The organism is Pseudomonas sp. SWI7 (assembly GCF_006351945.1).
GTDB lineage: Bacteria > Pseudomonadota > Gammaproteobacteria > Pseudomonadales > Pseudomonadaceae > Aquipseudomonas > Aquipseudomonas fulva.
Genome location: NZ_CP040930.1, coordinates 2,598,568 through 2,615,649, shown reverse-complemented (window position 1 = coordinate 2,615,649; position 17,082 = coordinate 2,598,568). Strand labels below are relative to the sequence as shown.

Sequence of the window (17,082 nt, the reverse complement as noted above, 5' to 3'; positions counted from 1 at the left end):
GACGACATCAGCCTGCTGATGAGCTCCCACACGAATTGCTTGATTCATTGTAAAAGACGATGCTGTAACGCGACCCTGTTATAGGTCTGTAGCTCAGTTGGTTAGAGCGCACCCCTGATAAGGGTGAGGTCGGCAGTTCAAATCTGCCCAGACCTACCATTACTTGGTTCAGCCGTAGAATACGGGGCCATAGCTCAGCTGGGAGAGCGCCTGCCTTGCACGCAGGAGGTCAGCGGTTCGATCCCGCTTGGCTCCACCAATCCTTCAGGTTTGCAGCACTGTTCAGAATACAGAAATGAACATTCCGGTGTGAATGTTGATTTCTGACTTTTGTCAGATCGTTCTTTAAAAATTCGGATATGTGATAGAAATAGACTGAAGACCAGTTTCACTGCTGGGATTCAGGCTAAGGTAAAATTTGTGAGTTCTGCTCGTAAGAGCGACGTGCGAATTTTCGGCGAATGTCGTCTTCACAGTATAACCAGATTGCTTGGGGTTATATGGTCAAGTGAAGAAGCGCATACGGTGGATGCCTTGGCAGTCAGAGGCGATGAAAGACGTGGTAGCCTGCGAAAAGCTTTGGGGAGTCGGCAAACAGACTGTGATCCAGAGATCTCTGAATGGGGGAACCCAGCCAGCACAAGCTGGTTATCTTGTACTGAATACATAGGTGCAAGAGGCGAACCAGGGGAACTGAAACATCTAAGTACCCTGAGGAAAAGAAATCAACCGAGATTCCCTTAGTAGTGGCGAGCGAACGGGGACCAGCCCTTAAGTTGATTTGAGATTAGTGGAACGCTCTGGAAAGTGCGGCCATAGTGGGTGATAGCCCCGTACACGAAAATCTCTTATCAATGAAATCGAGTAGGACGGAGCACGAGAAACTTTGTCTGAATATGGGGGGACCATCCTCCAAGGCTAAATACTACTGACTGACCGATAGTGAACCAGTACCGTGAGGGAAAGGCGAAAAGAACCCCGGAGAGGGGAGTGAAATAGAACCTGAAACCGTATGCGTACAAGCAGTGGGAGCCTACTTTGTTAGGTGACTGCGTACCTTTTGTATAATGGGTCAGCGACTTATATTCAGTGGCGAGCTTAACCGAATAGGGGAGGCGTAGCGAAAGCGAGTCTTAATAGGGCGTTTAGTCGCTGGGTATAGACCCGAAACCGGGCGATCTATCCATGGGCAGGTTGAAGGTTAGGTAACACTGACTGGAGGACCGAACCGACTACCGTTGAAAAGTTAGCGGATGACCTGTGGATCGGAGTGAAAGGCTAATCAAGCTCGGAGATAGCTGGTTCTCCTCGAAAGCTATTTAGGTAGCGCCTCATGTATCACTGTAGGGGGTAGAGCACTGTTTCGGCTAGGGGGTCATCCCGACTTACCAAACCGATGCAAACTCCGAATACCTACAAGTGCCGAGCATGGGAGACACACGGCGGGTGCTAACGTCCGTCGTGAAAAGGGAAACAACCCAGACCGTCAGCTAAGGTCCCAAAGTCATGGTTAAGTGGGAAACGATGTGGGAAGGCTTAGACAGCTAGGAGGTTGGCTTAGAAGCAGCCACCCTTTAAAGAAAGCGTAATAGCTCACTAGTCGAGTCGGCCTGCGCGGAAGATGTAACGGGGCTCAAACCATGCACCGAAGCTACGGGTATCATCGTATGATGATGCGGTAGAGGAGCGTTCTGTAAGCCTGTGAAGGTGAGTTGAGAAGCTTGCTGGAGGTATCAGAAGTGCGAATGCTGACATGAGTAACGACAATGCGAGTGAAAAACTCGCACGCCGAAAGACCAAGGTTTCCTGCGCAACGTTAATCGACGCAGGGTTAGTCGGTCCCTAAGGCGAGGCTGAAAAGCGTAGTCGATGGAAAACAGGTTAATATTCCTGTACTTCCAGTTATTGCGATGGAGGGACGGAGAAGGTTAGGCCAGCCTGGCGTTGGTTGTCCAGGTTTAAGGTGGTAGGCTGAAATCTTAGGCAAATCCGGGATTTCAAGGCCGAGAGCTGATGACGAGTTGCCTTTAGGCGACGAAGTGGTTGATACCATGCTTCCAAGAAAAGCTCCTAAGCTTCAGATAACTGGGAACCGTACCCCAAACCGACACAGGTGGTTAGGTAGAGAATACCAAGGCGCTTGAGAGAACTCGGGTGAAGGAACTAGGCAAAATGGCACCGTAACTTCGGGAGAAGGTGCGCCGGCGAAGGTGAAGGGCTTGCCCCGTAAGCTTTTGCTGGTCGAAGATACCAGGCCGCTGCGACTGTTTATTAAAAACACAGCACTCTGCAAACACGAAAGTGGACGTATAGGGTGTGACGCCTGCCCGGTGCCGGAAGGTTAATTGATGGGGTTAGCGCAAGCGAAGCTCTTGATCGAAGCCCCGGTAAACGGCGGCCGTAACTATAACGGTCCTAAGGTAGCGAAATTCCTTGTCGGGTAAGTTCCGACCTGCACGAATGGCGTAACGATGGCGGCGCTGTCTCCACCCGAGACTCAGTGAAATTGAAATCGCTGTGAAGATGCAGTGTATCCGCGGCTAGACGGAAAGACCCCGTGAACCTTTACTATAGCTTTGCACTGGACTTTGAATTTGCTTGTGTAGGATAGGTGGGAGGCTTTGAAGTGGGGACGCCAGTTCTCATGGAGCCATCCTTGAAATACCACCCTGGCAACTTTGAGGTTCTAACTCAGGTCCGTTATCCGGATCGAGGACAGTGTATGGTGGGTAGTTTGACTGGGGCGGTCTCCTCCCAAAGAGTAACGGAGGAGTACGAAGGTGCGCTCAGACCGGTCGGAAATCGGTCGTAGAGTATAAAGGCAAAAGCGCGCTTGACTGCGAGACACACACGTCGAGCAGGTACGAAAGTAGGTCTTAGTGATCCGGTGGTTCTGTATGGAAGGGCCATCGCTCAACGGATAAAAGGTACTCCGGGGATAACAGGCTGATACCGCCCAAGAGTTCATATCGACGGCGGTGTTTGGCACCTCGATGTCGGCTCATCACATCCTGGGGCTGAAGCCGGTCCCAAGGGTATGGCTGTTCGCCATTTAAAGTGGTACGCGAGCTGGGTTTAGAACGTCGTGAGACAGTTCGGTCCCTATCTGCCGTGGACGTTTGAGATTTGAGAGGGGCTGCTCCTAGTACGAGAGGACCGGAGTGGACGAACCTCTGGTGTTCCGGTTGTCACGCCAGTGGCATTGCCGGGTAGCTATGTTCGGAAGAGATAACCGCTGAAAGCATCTAAGCGGGAAACTTGCCTCAAGATGAGATCTCACTGGGATCTTGAATCCCCTAAAGGGCCGTCGAAGACTACGACGTTGATAGGTTGGGTGTGTAAGCGCTGTGAGGCGTTGAGCTAACCAATACTAATTGCCCGTGAGGCTTGACCATATAACACCCAAGCAATTTGCTCCTGCAGATTGCGGTGGTGAAGATGACATGAACCGAAAGTTCGCAACGCATCACAAACATCACATATCCGAATTCGCTGGGCTGTCCAACAGGACATTCTGGCTACAGAATTTCTTGACGACCATAGAGCATTGGAACCACCTGATCCCATCCCGAACTCAGTAGTGAAACGATGCATCGCCGATGGTAGTGTGGGGTTTCCCCATGTGAGAGTAGGTCATCGTCAAGATTCATTTCGCAAAACCCCTATCTGCGCATGCAGGTAGGGGTTTTGTCTTTGGGGCTACCCATAGCTATTGCAGCTGAAGACGTGATTTGAGCTGTAAGACCTCGCCTACCATCTGAACCGTAGAATCCTACCGACCTATCAGAAACGCCCGACTGTATCCGGTTAACGAAAGCCGGCTCTACTGGCTTCCTTCTAAACGATCAAAGAGGGAAGGCATCATGGCCGCATTCAGCCCGGCACGCATTGCAGTCATCCAGTTCGCCCCTCAGGTCGGGCTTGAACATTGCGCTGGTAACCTCGCCAAGAGCGTGGCATTGGCACGTAGCGCCGCGCGTGCTGGAGCCAACCTCATTGTGCTGCCCGAACTCACCAACACGGGCTACACCTTTGTGTCGCGAGCAGAAGCATATGCTCACGCCGAGACGCTTGAGCACGGCCCCAGCGTGCAGGTTTGGGCCGACCTGGCCGAGCAATATCAGATCTACCTGGCTGCCGGGTTCGTCGAACAGGATGGATTTAAACTGTATGACAGTGCGGTGCTGTTCGGCCCGAGCGGTTTGCTCGGGCATTACCGCAAGGCTCACTTGGGAGCCCAGGAAAACCTGTGGTGTACCCCAGGTAACTCGGGCTTTCCAGTATTCGAAACATCGATAGGCCGCATTGGTCTTTTGATCGGTTGTGATATCTGGTTCCCGGAAGTGCCCCGGGTGCTGTCAGCCCAAGGGGCCGATCTGATCTGCAGCCTCAATAACTGGGTCTGGACGCCACCCCCGCTATTCGATCAGACAGACCGGTGCATGGCCAATTACCTGACTATGACGGCCGCTCACGTCAATAACGTCTGCATCGCCGCTGCCAATCGTATCGGGAACGAGCGAGGTAAGCGGTTTCTGGGATGTTCGCTGATTGCTGGAACCAACGGCTGGCCTATCGGCGAGGTGGCAAGTGCAGAGGAGCAGACCACCGTCTTCGCCGATATAGACCTGAGCAGTGCTCGCTCGGCCGCTTGCAACGCCTTGAATGGCGTACCCCGCGATCGACGTACAGATCTTTACGACGTAGCCCTCGGTTATCGCCTGCATGAGGCCATACCACGTTAAGGAGTTGAGCACGCCATTCAGGCAGACCTATATGATGCGTATGTGGCGCGCAGGCGCTGTGCACGAGGTCTTTATGTTAGGGTGCACGGACATCTGACTGCCAGGACCCTACTGCATGTTCTTACCGCTTACCGAAAAAGAGCTCAATCGCCTCGAAGACATGTTGATCGTCTACGGCAATGATTACTCGGTCATCAATCTGGCAGAGCTCAACGGGTTCTTCACCGCCCTGGCCAGCTCACCCAATACCGTCCAGCCTATGGAATGGCTACCAGCGGTAGCCGGCGGTCACGTTCCCAAGTTCAAGAAGCCGGCTGACGAAGAGGCCTATACGGCATTGATGCTGCGCTACGCCAGTCAGGTGGCCGAAGACCTGGAAGACAATGTCGATGGTTTCCAGCCGCTTTTCGAGCAAGGCGAGGGCGACCAGGGGACCGAAGTCGTCATGGAGGAGTGGTGCTTTGGCTACATGCGTGGCACCCAAGTCGCGGGTTGGGCTGCTCTGCCTCCAGAACAGGATGCGCTGCTCAAGACCATCTCGCTGCATGGGCTGGAAGATAACGTCGAGTTATTGGACCAGATGTCCGAACAGGATATCCAGCAGTGCGTGCCCCACGTCATCGATGCCGTTCGCCAGCTTTACCGATTTCATTCACAGCAGCGGTAAGGCAATGAGAGTTGTTGTTCAAGCACGGTAACGACAACGCCATACTTACCCTGTCCGAGCTGGACGGCTTCATGAACGCGCTGTGCAGCACACCGCGCGTTGTACCCCCAAGCGAATGGCTACCCGTGGTAGGTGGGGAAAGCTGCCTCATTTCAAAAGCAAGGCGCAGAGCCAGCGTTATTTTGATCTACTCATCAAGTTCCACAACCGTGTGTTGCAGATGCTTGCGCAGGCAACCGATGAACTTGAACTGCTATTCGAAGTACGAGAACTTCCAGACGGCGATGTCGTGGTTCTCAAGGACTGGTGCTTTGGCTACATGAAAGGGGTAGAAGTAGGTCAGTGGCCGCCTTTGCCTGCTGGGCTTCGACATCACTTCGATGCAATCGCGCTCCATGGCGAGGAGAAGAGTTTTCCATTGCTCGATAAGATGAGCTCTGAGGAACATCAAGCCACAGTTCCCCGCGTCGTAGAGGCTGTGCACCGGCTCTATCTCCACAACCGTCATTCCTGAAACACAAGCCCTTGCAGTCACTGCCGCACAGAGCTTGGTACATACGTGTGTCCGGTCACTGCTTCACCCTTTATAGCCAGCGCTACACAGGCCAATTGTTTCGACCAGCGAAATTGAGGCTTGCTCCAGGCGCTGATTCTGCTCCTGCACCGATACATGCAGTATGGCTCTACCAGTGCTATGCCGGCGCTGATCAGGAGCCATGCCGATGTCCACCCCAATAAAGCTCTACAACTTCCCCAAGTCCGGTCACGCGCACCGCATCGAGCTCATGCTTTCCCTGCTTGGGTTGCCAACCCAACTGGTTTTCGTTGACCTGGCAGCAGGCGCTCACAAGCAACCCGAGTTCCTGGCACTCAACCCTTTCGGCCAGGTGCCGGTGATCGATGACAACGGCACGGTGATCGCTGATTCCAACGCCATCCTGGTGTACCTGGCCAAGAAATATGACAGCGGCGCATGGCTGCCCGAAGATCCGGTGGCAGCCGCTGCCGTGCAACGCTGGTTGTCGGTGGCTGCCGGCCCGCTGGCCTTCGGTCCGGCCGCCGCGCGTCTGGTGACCGTGTTTGGTGCGGCATTCGATACCGACGAGGTCATTGCACGCGCCCATGGGCTGCTCAAGGTGATCGATACCGAACTGGCTAAAAGATCGTTCCTGGTAGGCCATACGCCAACCATCGCCGATATCGCCAACTACTCGTACATCGCCCACGCACCTGAAGGCAATGTGTCGCTGGAGCCCTATGCCAATGTGCGCGACTGGCTGATGCGAATCGAAGCGTTGCCCGGCTTCGTGGCCATGCCACGTACCCAGATCGGGCTGCAGACCAACGCCTGACACCGTACCGCCCCCGAGGACGTCGCCATGCAGCACATACACGACCATCGCCCATCGCCCTGGCACCCAGGCGAGAAAACCCTGCAGGAAAAGGTGGGTGTAGCAGCGCGCATGGAGGCGGTGGGGCATAAGGTCATTCGCGACTACATGCCCGATCAGCACCGCGCCTTCTACCACCAGCTGCCGTTCATTGTTGCCGCCAGCGTGGACGCGCAGGGCCGTCCGTGGGCGACCTTGCTGGAGGGGCCGGAAGGTTTCATCCGCTCGCCCCATCCTCGTGAGCTGACAATCGATATCCAACCGCCAGCCGACGATCCGGCGACGCTAGGGCTGGCCGCCGGGCAGGCAGTCGGCCTGTTGGGCATCGAACTGCACACCCGTCGGCGCAACCGTCTCAACGGCCGCATCCACCAGGCCACCCATGAGCAGTTGCAGGTGACTGTGGCTCAGTCATTCGGCAACTGCCCGCAATACATCCAACGGCGCGACTACACCCGGGTCGCGCAAATGCCCCAAGGGCGTATCGATTCCACAGCGCTGGATGCCGATGCCGTCAGTCTGATTCAGGCAGCCGATACCTTCTTCGTCGCCAGTTATGTCGAGCACGCCGACGGCCAGCGAGCGGTGGACGTCTCCCACCGCGGCGGACGACCTGGGTTCGTCAGGGTTGAAGGCAGTCTCCTGACCATCCCCGACTACGCCGGGAACCTGCACTTCAATACTCTGGGCAACCTGCTGGCAAACCCCCGTGCTGGGCTGCTGTTCATCGACTTCAGCAATGGCAACGTGCTGCAACTGTATGGGCGTGCCAAGCTGCTGCTGGACGGCCCCGACATCCCATTGTTCGAGGGCGCCGAGCGCCTCTGGACGCTGGAGGTCGAGCATGTGGTATGGCGTCCGGGCGCAGTTGGCCTGCGTTGGGCATTCAAGGACTACGCGCCCACCACGTTGGCGACCGGCACCTGGAGCCGTCTGTCGCAACGCTCGCAACAGGCGCCATGGCAACCCTGGCGCGTGGTGCGGGTGGAGCAGGAAAGCCGTGATATCCGCTCGTTCTACCTCGAGCCGCCTGGCGCTAGCGCAGTGACGTTCGCGCCAGGGCAACATGTGCCGGTGCAAATCCCGCTGGACCCGCATAAGCCGCTGATCCGCACCTACAGCCTGTCCAGCGCGCCTTCCGACGGTCATGTGCGCATCAGCGTCAAGGCACAGGGGCCCGCTTCGCGCTACCTGCATGAGCGCGTCGTGGCAGGCGATGTGCTGCAGGTGCGCCCGCCGGTAGGCGGCTTCACGCTGGATCTGAACAGCACTCGGCCGCTGGTGCTGATTGGCGCTGGCGTAGGCATCACCCCTTTGCTGGCCATGTTGCGCGAGCAGTTGAAGCAAGGGCCGGCGCGGGTCATTCATCTTTTCCAGGGCGCCCGTAGCTTGGCTGATCTGGCATTTCACAAGGAATTGGCCCACTTGCAACATCACGCCGCAGGGCTGCTGCACGTGCACCGCACCCTGAGCCAACCCGAAGATCACGCCCGGCCAGGCCGTGATTATCAGTTTGCCGGCCGGCTGAGTATCGAGCACGTCAAAGCCACACTGACATTGGATGACTACGATTTCTACCTGTGCGGCCCAGGCATCTTCACCCAGGACCTCTACCAGGGTCTGCGCGGCCTGCATGTGCCGGACACGCGGATTCATGCCGAGGCGTTCGGCCCGTCTAGCCTTCGCCGCCACTTCGACGCCGGCCAGCCGACCCTGCAGCAACCGCCTGCTGCCAGCGAGTCAGTCGCGGTCCATTTTGCGGCATCAGCCAAACAGGCGCAGTGGTCACCCTCCAGCGGCACACTGCTGGAGTTGGCCGAGGCACATGGCCTGTCGCCGGAGTTCAGTTGCCGGGGTGGAACCTGCGGCACCTGCAAAACGCGGTTGCTCAGTGGCCAGGTGCATTACCCTAACCTCCCAGTCGAAATGCCGCAGAGCGGGAGCGCGCTGATCTGTTGTGCGGTGCCCGCGAAGGTGGATGAGCCAGGGCAGGCGCTGGTGCTTGATATCTGATCGGCCAGAACAGGCAGCACAAGCGCCTTGAATCAAACATAATGCCTGTATTCCCACCCCCAGGAGCCCGCATGGACCAGATCCACCTGATGAAGGTGTTTGTCGCCGTAGGCGAACTGGAAAGCTTCGCCGCGGCTGCGCGTCGCCTGGATATCTCCCCAGCGGCCGTCACCCGTGCTGTCGTCGCCCTGGAGGAACAACTCGGTGTCAAGCTGGCGCTGCGCACCACCCGCAGTGTGCGCCTGACTGAAGCCGGCGGCCGCTATCTGGAGGACACCCGGCACATCCTCGCCAGCATTCACGAGGCCAACGAAGCCGCTGCCGGCATCAACGCCACCCCCAAGGGCGATCTGGCCATCACCGCCCCGAGCCTGTTCGGCAAGAAGTTCGTCATGCCGTGCATCGTGCAGTACTTGCAACGGTTTCCGGAGGTCGACATTAGCGCCTACTTCCTGGACCGCATCGTGAATATGGTCGAGGAGGGCATGGACGTGGCCGTGCGCATCGGCCCCTTGCCCGATTCGGGCCTCAAGGCATTGCGCGTGGGCAAGGTACGCCGCATGTTGTGCGCCTCGCCTGAATACCTGGCCCGCTATGGCACACCCGAACATCCTTCCGACTTGGCAAGCCATGCGGTGATTGGCACCACCGACCTGTCACCGCGCGCTGGTTGGCGCTTCGGGGTGACCGACGAATCGACGTTGGTGCGGGTCAAGCCACGGTTGACCGTCACCAGCAACGACGGGGCGATTGCCGCCGCCAGTGGCGGGCTGGGGATCGCCCGCCTGCTGTCCTACCAGGTGGCTGACGAGCTGGCCAGCGGGCAACTGCGAGTGATCCTGGCTGAATACGAAGAAGCCCCGTGGCCGATTCATGTGCTGCATCGGGAGAGCAAATACGGTTCAACCAAGGTCCGGACCTTCATCGACCTGCTGGCACAAAGCCTGAGGGCCCAACAGTTGGATTGACCTGCTACCCAGCCCATGGGCGGGGTGGGTCTGTCTGGTAAAGTACCGAACTGTTCGCTGGCAGCCCGCCAGCGCGCAATGCTCACAAAAGATTACGCAAGGAAGCCGCTGGATGAACAAACGCTTCACACGCACCTGGCTCGCCGCGCTGCTGTTGCCATGGCTTGCCGCATGCAACGGCCAAAAAGTCGAGCGCGTGCTGGTTTATCAGAACACGGTCTACGACTGGCGCATCGAACACGTGGTGGCCCACAACTGGCCGGCCGGCCCGCACCAGTACTACGAGGTGTTCCTCAAAGGCCGCTTACTGATATTGCCGGCCAACACCTTCAACGACGTGCGCGACATCCGCGAGTTCGTCGCCGCAGGCGGCTTCGATACCAACAACTGGCGCAACGATACGATCATCGTGGCGTTCGAGAATGTACAGGCGCGCAAGGGCAGCAACGAGCACTTTGTCCGCTCGCTGATGATCACCCCGACGCACCAGGAAGGGGAAGTGATACTGGCCGACATGACCACCCGCCAGCAGGTTGCCGTGCAGCGGGTGGAGCCGGGTGGTGATCACTAAAAGTGGATAATGACTTGCGCTGCAACTATAAGGTGAACAGCGGACTCAGGAGGGTTCAAACTGGAACCCGGTCCTTCCTTGCTATTCGACGATACAACACAAGCGTCGCGCACAGCGCACACAGTGCAGCGAATGCGACCCAGTAAGCAGGCGCTGCTTTGTCACCGGTTTCATGGATCAACCAGGTCGACATGACCGGTGTGAAACCGCCGAACAGGGCCGTAGCCAAGCTGTAGGCTAGGGAGAAGCCCGCTACCTTCACTTCGACTGGCATGATTTCCGTGAGCGCCGGGATCATCGCACCGTTGTACATCGCATAGAGGAACGAGAACCACAGCAGTACCTCAAGCATGTGTGCGAAGCTTGCCGCATGGGCCAGGTAAGACAGTGCTGGGTAAGCGGTGAACAGGGTGAGTACGGTCATGGCGATCAGGATTGGTTTACGACCGAAACGGTCGCTGAGCGTGCCGCCGATGGGTAGCCAGATAAAGTTGGACACGCCTACCAGAAGCGTCACCAGCAACGCGTCATTTGTGCTCAGGTTGAGTACAGTCTTACCAAAGGTAGGAGCGTACACAGTGATCAGGTAGAAGGCACTGGTGGTCATGGCGACCATCAGCATGCCCGCGATGACTACCGATGAGTTGCGGCCTAGGGTGGCGATCACTTGCTTCATGGTCGGGCGATGCTGACGCTTCTCGAACGCTTCGGTTTCTTGCAGGTTACGGCGCAGGAAGAAGATGAACGGGATGATCATGCAGGCAGCGGCGAACGGAATTCGCCAGCCCCACTCGCTGATCTCGGCCGGCGCTAGGCTTTGATTCAGTCCGTAACCCAACGCGGCGGCGACCACGATGGCGACCTGTTGGCTGCCGGATTGCCAGCTGGTATAGAACCCTTTGCGACCCGGTGTAGCCATTTCGGCTAGGTAGACCGACACCCCGCCCAATTCAGCACCGGCGGAAAAGCCTTGCAGCAAGCGGCCAAGCAGTACGAGCGCGGGTGCCCAATAGCCGATCGTGGCGAAGCCGGGGACTAGGACGATGAGCAACGTGCCGCTAGCCATGATTGACAGCGTGACGATGAGGCCTTTGCGGCGGCCAACATCGTCGATGTAAGCGCCCAGAATTACCGCCCCCAATGGCCGCATGAGGAATCCGGCGCCGAACACAGCGAAGGTCATCATCAGCGAGGCGAATTCGCTGGAGGCTGGGAAGAAAGCTGAGGCGATTTGGGTGGCGTAGAAACCGAACAGGAAGAAGTCAAATTGTTCGAGGAAATTACCAGATGTGACACGTAGAACCGCCGCGGCCTTGGACCGGGCGGGAGGCGAAGCAGGCATAGACGGTTCTCCAGCATGAATCTGTTCGTTGTTGAACGATCAATCCCCTCGATTATGCTGGACACATCCTGAAATGCTTAATGAAACATTCTGATCACTGCGGCGCAGGGCGCACAGGGGCCTTACGCGACAGGAGAGGTGACAAGCTCTTGATCCATTCGCAAAGCTCATCGTTTGACGAAAGAACCGATTTCAGCCGCAGATCTGCCAGATCACCGGCTTTCTTCCAGGCTTCGGCTGCTTCCCAAGCCGGTACAACCCTGGTCGCCACAGATGACGCTACAGCGGCTACATTCGCCGCTATACCGTGTACAGGGTGAACCAGGCCCGATTCGGCATCGGCACTAACAGGCGCCTTCATGGCGAAGAAATATGAGTTACCTTTCTTCGCCTGGTGCATGTCGGGACCGCGCTTACGTTCCTTATTCCTGGTCGAACTGGGATGCGTGGATGATGAATCAGAAAAATTTCAGAGGGATTAAGTGCACAATGAGCTCATCCGGGCATTGTGCACTTAATCAGCATCGCTTGTAGTATCAGGACTACGTTTAGTATTGGTGAAAAAATTCAGCCGGAGGTGAACACCTACGCCTTGAAGATCAATCCCAGCTCAACGCCCCACCGGTCTGGTACTCGATAACTCGCGTCTCAAAGAAGTTCTTCTCCTTCTTCAAGTCCATGATCTCGCTCATCCACGGGAACGGGTTGGTCGTGCCTGGGTACTCTTCCTTCAGGCCGATCTGCGTCAGGCGACGGTTGGCGATGAACTTGAGGTAGTCCTCCATCATTGCCGCGTTCATGCCCAGTACGCCGCGTGGCATGGTGTCACGGGCGTATTCGATCTCCAGCTGAGTCCCCTGCAGGATCATCTGGGTGGCTTCTTCCTTCATCGCCGCATCCCACAGGTGCGGGTTTTCGATCTTGATCTGGTTGATCACGTCGATACCGAAGTTCAGGTGCATCGACTCGTCACGCAGGATGTACTGGAACTGCTCGGCAACGCCAGTCATCTTGTTGCGACGGCCCATGGACAGGATCTGGGTGAAGCCGCAGTAGAAGAAGATGCCTTCCAGAACGCAGTAGTAGGCGATCAGGTTGCGCAGCAGTTCCTTGTCGGTCTCGACGGTGCCGGTGTTGAACTCGGGGTCGGAGATGGCGCGGGTGTACTTAAGGCCCCAAGCCGCTTTCTTAGCGACCGACGGGATCTCGTGGTACATGTTGAAGATCTCGCCTTCATCCATGCCCAGCGACTCGATGCAGTACTGATAGGCGTGGGTGTGGATCGCCTCTTCGAAGGCCTGGCGCAGGATGTACTGGCGGCACTCAGGGTTGGTGATCAGGCGGTACACAGCCAGGGCCAGGTTGTTGGCAACCAGCGAGTCGGCCGTGGAGAAGAAGCCCAGGTTGCGCATGACGATGCGGCGTTCGTCCTCGGTCAAGCCGTCCTGGCTCTTCCACAGGGCGATGTCGGCGGTCATGTTGACCTCCTGCGGCATCCAGTGGTTGGCGCAGCCGTCGAGGTACTTCTGCCAGGCCCAGTCGTACTTGAACGGCACCAGCTGGTTAAGGTCGGCGCGGCAGTTGATCATGCGCTTTTCATCCACCGCCACACGGGCCGAGGAACCTTCCAGCTCAGCCAGGCCTTCGGCAACGTCCAGGGCGTCCAGGGCCGCCTTGGCGCGCTTGACGGCCTCGGAGTCCGACGCCGTGGCAGCGCGGGCTTCCAGGGCCGCGGCACCGCCGGCGCTGTCGAGTTTGTCGAGGGTGGCGGCGGCGTGAGCCTGCGCAGGGGTGTTGCCTTTGGCGGCGACTTCGCCGTCATCTTCTTTATCGAATTCGTCCCAGCTCAGCATGGTGAGAGTCTCCTGCTCGAGGGCCATCTGTGAAGTATGGCCGGTAGATCTTGGTTGCGGTGCGGTGCACGCAAATCAGCGGTGCCCATGGCGGGCTGGCCCCAGCGGCGTGGCTGCGGCTTTTGTATCGGGTAGCGGGGCGGCAGCGCCACACCCGCAGGCTTGCATACGGCTCTACAAAAAAGAGGCTTCCCGCAGGAAGCCTCGGCCTGGCCTTACTGGCAGGCTTCGCAGTCCGGCTCGTCGATCGCGCAGGCCTTGGGCACTGGTGCAGGGCCGGCTGCCTGGACCGGGGCGCTGTCGCCACCGCTGGACACGGCGTTGAGCTTGCCGGTGTTGATGGTCGACTTCTCGGTGCTGGTGGCGGCCAGGGCACGGAGGTAGTAGGTGGTTTTCAGACCACGGTACCAGGCCATGCGGTAGGTCACGTCCAGCTTCTTGCCCGAGGCACCGGCGATGTACAGGTTCAGCGACTGCGCCTGGTCGATCCACTTCTGGCGACGGGAAGCGGCGTCGACGATCCACTTGGTTTCCACTTCGAAGGCCGTGGCGTACAGCTCCTTGAGTTCTTGCGGAATACGCTCGATCTGCTGCACCGAACCGTCGTAGTACTTCAGGTCGTTGATCATGACCGAGTCCCACAGGCCACGGGCCTTGAGGTCGCGAACCAGGTACGGGTTGATCACGGTGAACTCGCCCGACAGGTTCGATTTCACGTACAGGTTCTGGTAGGTCGGCTCGATCGACTGCGACACGCCGGTGATGTTGGCGATGGTCGCAGTTGGCGCAATGGCCATGATGTTCGAGTTACGAATACCTTTCTGTACCCGGGCACGGACCGGCGCCCAATCCAGGGTTTCGTTCAGGTCGACGTCGATGTACTTCTGGCCACGGGCCTCGATCAGGATCTGTTGCGAGTCCAGCGGCAGGATACCTTTGGACCACAGCGAGCCTTGGAACGTCTCGTAGGCGCCGCGCTCGTCGGCCAGGTCGCAGGAGGCCTGGATGGCGAAGTAGCTGACCGCTTCCATCGACTTGTCGGCGAATTCGACGGCAGCGTCGGAACCGTAGGCGATGTGCTGAAGGTACAGCGCATCCTGGAAGCCCATGATGCCCAGGCCTACCGGCCGGTGCTTGAGGTTCGAGTTACGCGCCTGCGGTACCGAGTAGTAGTTGATGTCGATCACGTTGTCGAGCATGCGCACGGCCGTGTTGACGGTGCGTTGCAGCTTGGCGGTGTCCAGCTTGCCATCGACGATGTGGTTCGGCAGGTTGATCGAGCCCAGGTTGCAGACCGCGATCTCGTCCTTGTTGGTGTTCAAGGTGATCTCGGTGCACAGGTTCGAGCTGTGCACCACGCCCACGTGCTGCTGAGGCGAGCGCAGGTTGCACGGGTCCTTGAAGGTCAGCCATGGGTGGCCGGTCTCGAACAGCATCGAGAGCATCTTGCGCCACAGGTCCTTGGCCTGGATGGTCTTGAACACCTTGATCTTGTTGTACTCGGTCAGGGCTTCGTAGTACTCGTAGCGCTCTTCGAAGGCCTTGCCGGTCAGGTCGTGCAGGTCCGGCACTTCCGAGGGCGAGAACAGGGTCCACTTGCCGTCGTCGAAGACGCGCTTCATGAACAGGTCAGGGATCCAGTTGGCGGTGTTCATGTCGTGGGTACGACGGCGATCATCACCGGTGTTCTTGCGCAGCTCGATGAATTCTTCGATGTCCAGGTGCCAGGTTTCCAGGTAGGCACACACAGCGCCCTTGCGCTTACCACCCTGGTTGACCGCAACAGCGGTGTCGTTCACGACTTTGAGGAACGGCACGACGCCCTGGGACTTGCCATTGGTGCCCTTGATGTAGGAGCCCAGTGCACGCACCGGCGTCCAGTCGTTGCCCAGGCCACCTGCGAATTTGGACAGCATGGCGTTGTCGTGGATCGCGTGGTAGATGCCCGACAGGTCGTCCGGGACGGTGGTCAGGTAGCAGCTCGACAGCTGCGGGCGCAGGGTGCCGGCGTTGAACAGGGTCGGGGTCGAGGCCATGTAGTCGAAGGACGACAACAGGTTGTAGAACTCGATCGCGCGCGCTTCCTTGTCCTTTTCTTCCAGTGCCAGGCCCATGGCCACACGCATGAAGAAGACCTGCGGCAGCTCGAAGCGCACGCCATCCTTGTGGATGAAGTAGCGGTCGTACAGGGTTTGCAGGCCCAGGTAGGTGAACTGCTGGTCACGCTCGTGATCGATGGCCTTGCCCAGGCGCTCCAGGTCATAGGCTGCCAGGGCCGGGTTGAGCAGCTCGAACTCCACGCCCTTGGCGACGTAGGCCGGCAGGGCCTTGGCATACAGGTCGGCCATTTCGTGGTGCGTGGCGCTGTCAGCGACATTCAGGAAGGCCAGGCCTTCGGCGCGCAGGGTGTCCATCAGCAGGCGAGCGGTGACGAACGAATAGTTCGGTTCACGCTCGACCAGGGTACGGGCGGTCATCACCAGGGCGGTGTTGACGTCCTTGATGGCCACGCCGTCGTACAGGTTCTTCAGGGTTTCGCGCTGGATCAGGTCGCCATCGACTTCGGCCAGGCCTTCGCAGGCTTCGCTGATGATGGTGTTCAGGCGCGCCATGTCCAGCGGCGCCAGGCTACCGTCGGCCAGGGTGATGCGAATGCTTGGGTGCGGCTCGACCACGGCGTCGGTGCTGACGCGGGTGGCGCGCTCCTTGGCGCGCTGCTCACGGTAGATGACGTAGTCACGGGCGACTTTCTGCTCGCCGGCGCGCATCAGGGCCAGTTCGACCTGGTCCTGGATTTCTTCGATGTGGATGGTGCCACCCGATGGCATGCGACGCTTGAACGTGGCCGAGACCTGCTCGGTCAGGCGCGCGACGGTGTCGTGAATGCGCGACGAAGCGGCGGCGGTACCGCCTTCAACTGCGAGGAACGCCTTGGTGATGGCCACGGTGATCTTGTCGTCGGTGTAGGGGACGACAGTACCGTTACGCTTGATCACGCGCAGTTGGCCAGGGGCAGTGGCGGCCAGATCCTGATTGGATTCGGCAACCTGCGGGGCCTTGGCCTGCGGGTTCTCGCGAGTCGTGTCGGTTTGCATGGGTGGGTGTCTCCACAGTTTCTATATTGATCAGGCGCCCAATTGGGCGCCCACCGTTCCGTCCACTTGCTCGATTGCCTGGCGGGGATGCGCAACGCAAGCGCATCCGTCCGCGCGGGCGTACCGACTTCGGGACAGACTCAGGAATAAGGGCAATGGCTTGCCGCTCCCTGGCCGAAGTCAAAAGTTCCGGGTTGCCGGAATCCGTTGCTGATGAGTGCCAGGCTCGCCTGGTTCACCCATGCCCGAACAAGGCCCTGACAGGGCTTGCCTCGGTCGCCTCCGCAGGAGCGGTTTGGCTGCTGAAACCACCGTAAGTTCAGCCGAAAAATCCGATGATTTTGCGGGTTGACTTTTGTAAGTGATTTTGCGCGAACCCCTATATCTAGTGGTTCGTCGCGATCGCGATACAAGATAATGCGGTATGGGGGTGTTTG

The 17,082-nt window shown here is 58.3% G+C and carries 10 protein-coding genes, 2 tRNA genes, 2 rRNA genes and 1 pseudogene; 11 read left to right on the top strand and 4 right to left on the bottom strand.

From position 1 onward, the window contains the following. The first annotated feature begins 82 nt into the window (after window positions 1-82). The 11 genes from FH041_RS12025 to FH041_RS11975 all read left to right on the top strand — a co-directional run bounded on the left by FH041_RS12025 (window position 83) and on the right by FH041_RS11975 (window position 10,355). Window positions 83-159: transfer RNA gene (locus tag FH041_RS12025), tRNA-Ile, on the top strand. A gap of 24 nt (window positions 160-183) precedes the next feature. Continuing rightward, window positions 184-259: transfer RNA gene (locus FH041_RS12020), tRNA-Ala, on the top strand. A 243-nt stretch (window positions 260-502) separates the two neighbouring features. Continuing rightward, window positions 503-3,395: ribosomal RNA gene (locus tag FH041_RS12015) — 23S ribosomal RNA — on the top strand. Between the two features lie 134 nt (window positions 3,396-3,529). After that, a 5S ribosomal RNA gene (rrf, locus tag FH041_RS12010) occupies window positions 3,530-3,645 on the top strand. Between the two features lie 218 nt (window positions 3,646-3,863). Further along, window positions 3,864-4,745 carry a nitrilase family protein gene (locus tag FH041_RS12005; protein WP_033694986.1) on the top strand — a complete coding sequence of 294 codons (882 nt, stop codon included), beginning with the start codon at window positions 3,864-3,866 and terminating at the stop codon, window positions 4,743-4,745. 115 nt (window positions 4,746-4,860) lie between these two features. After that, window positions 4,861-5,412 (top strand): UPF0149 family protein, encoded by a 552-nt coding sequence (locus tag FH041_RS12000; RefSeq protein WP_027914186.1) that lies wholly within the window; start codon window positions 4,861-4,863, stop codon window positions 5,410-5,412. A gap of 82 nt (window positions 5,413-5,494) precedes the next feature. Then, the gene (locus FH041_RS11995) at window positions 5,495-5,926 is read left to right on the top strand and encodes a UPF0149 family protein (protein WP_304650366.1); all 432 of its coding nucleotides are present in this window, start codon (window positions 5,495-5,497) and stop codon (window positions 5,924-5,926) included. A gap of 208 nt (window positions 5,927-6,134) precedes the next feature. Then, window positions 6,135-6,764 carry a glutathione S-transferase family protein gene (locus tag FH041_RS11990; protein WP_088523105.1) on the top strand — a complete coding sequence of 210 codons (630 nt, stop codon included), beginning with the start codon at window positions 6,135-6,137 and terminating at the stop codon, window positions 6,762-6,764. 27 nt (window positions 6,765-6,791) lie between these two features. Next, window positions 6,792-8,816 (top strand): pyridoxamine 5'-phosphate oxidase family protein, encoded by a 2,025-nt coding sequence (locus tag FH041_RS11985; RefSeq protein ID WP_088523106.1) that lies wholly within the window; start codon window positions 6,792-6,794, stop codon window positions 8,814-8,816. A 71-nt stretch (window positions 8,817-8,887) separates the two neighbouring features. Next, on the top strand, window positions 8,888-9,784 hold the full coding sequence (locus FH041_RS11980) for a LysR family transcriptional regulator (protein WP_027914190.1): 897 nt from the start codon (window positions 8,888-8,890) through the stop codon (window positions 9,782-9,784). A 112-nt stretch (window positions 9,785-9,896) separates the two neighbouring features. Further along, on the top strand, window positions 9,897-10,355 hold the full coding sequence (locus FH041_RS11975; protein ID WP_088523107.1) for a hypothetical protein: 459 nt from the start codon (window positions 9,897-9,899) through the stop codon (window positions 10,353-10,355). 55 nt (window positions 10,356-10,410) lie between these two features. Here FH041_RS11975 and FH041_RS11970 read toward each other — a convergent pair whose 3' ends face one another. The 4 genes and pseudogenes from FH041_RS11970 to FH041_RS11955 form a co-directional block, all read right to left on the bottom strand. Beyond that, window positions 10,411-11,697 (bottom strand): MFS transporter, encoded by a 1,287-nt coding sequence (locus FH041_RS11970; protein ID WP_027914192.1) that lies wholly within the window; start codon window positions 11,695-11,697, stop codon window positions 10,411-10,413. Between the two features lie 280 nt (window positions 11,698-11,977). Further along, a pseudogene (locus FH041_RS11965) lies at window positions 11,978-12,142 on the bottom strand (IS5/IS1182 family transposase); the annotation flags it as partial. A gap of 154 nt (window positions 12,143-12,296) precedes the next feature. Continuing rightward, window positions 12,297-13,550, bottom strand: coding sequence for a ribonucleotide-diphosphate reductase subunit beta (locus FH041_RS11960; protein ID WP_023536270.1), 1,254 nt, complete (start codon window positions 13,548-13,550; stop codon window positions 12,297-12,299). Window positions 13,551-13,765: 215 nt separating this feature from the next. Then, window positions 13,766-16,645, bottom strand: a complete 2,880-nt coding sequence (locus tag FH041_RS11955; protein WP_027914193.1) for a ribonucleoside-diphosphate reductase subunit alpha — start codon at window positions 16,643-16,645, stop codon at window positions 13,766-13,768. Window positions 16,646-17,082 lie beyond the last annotated feature (437 nt).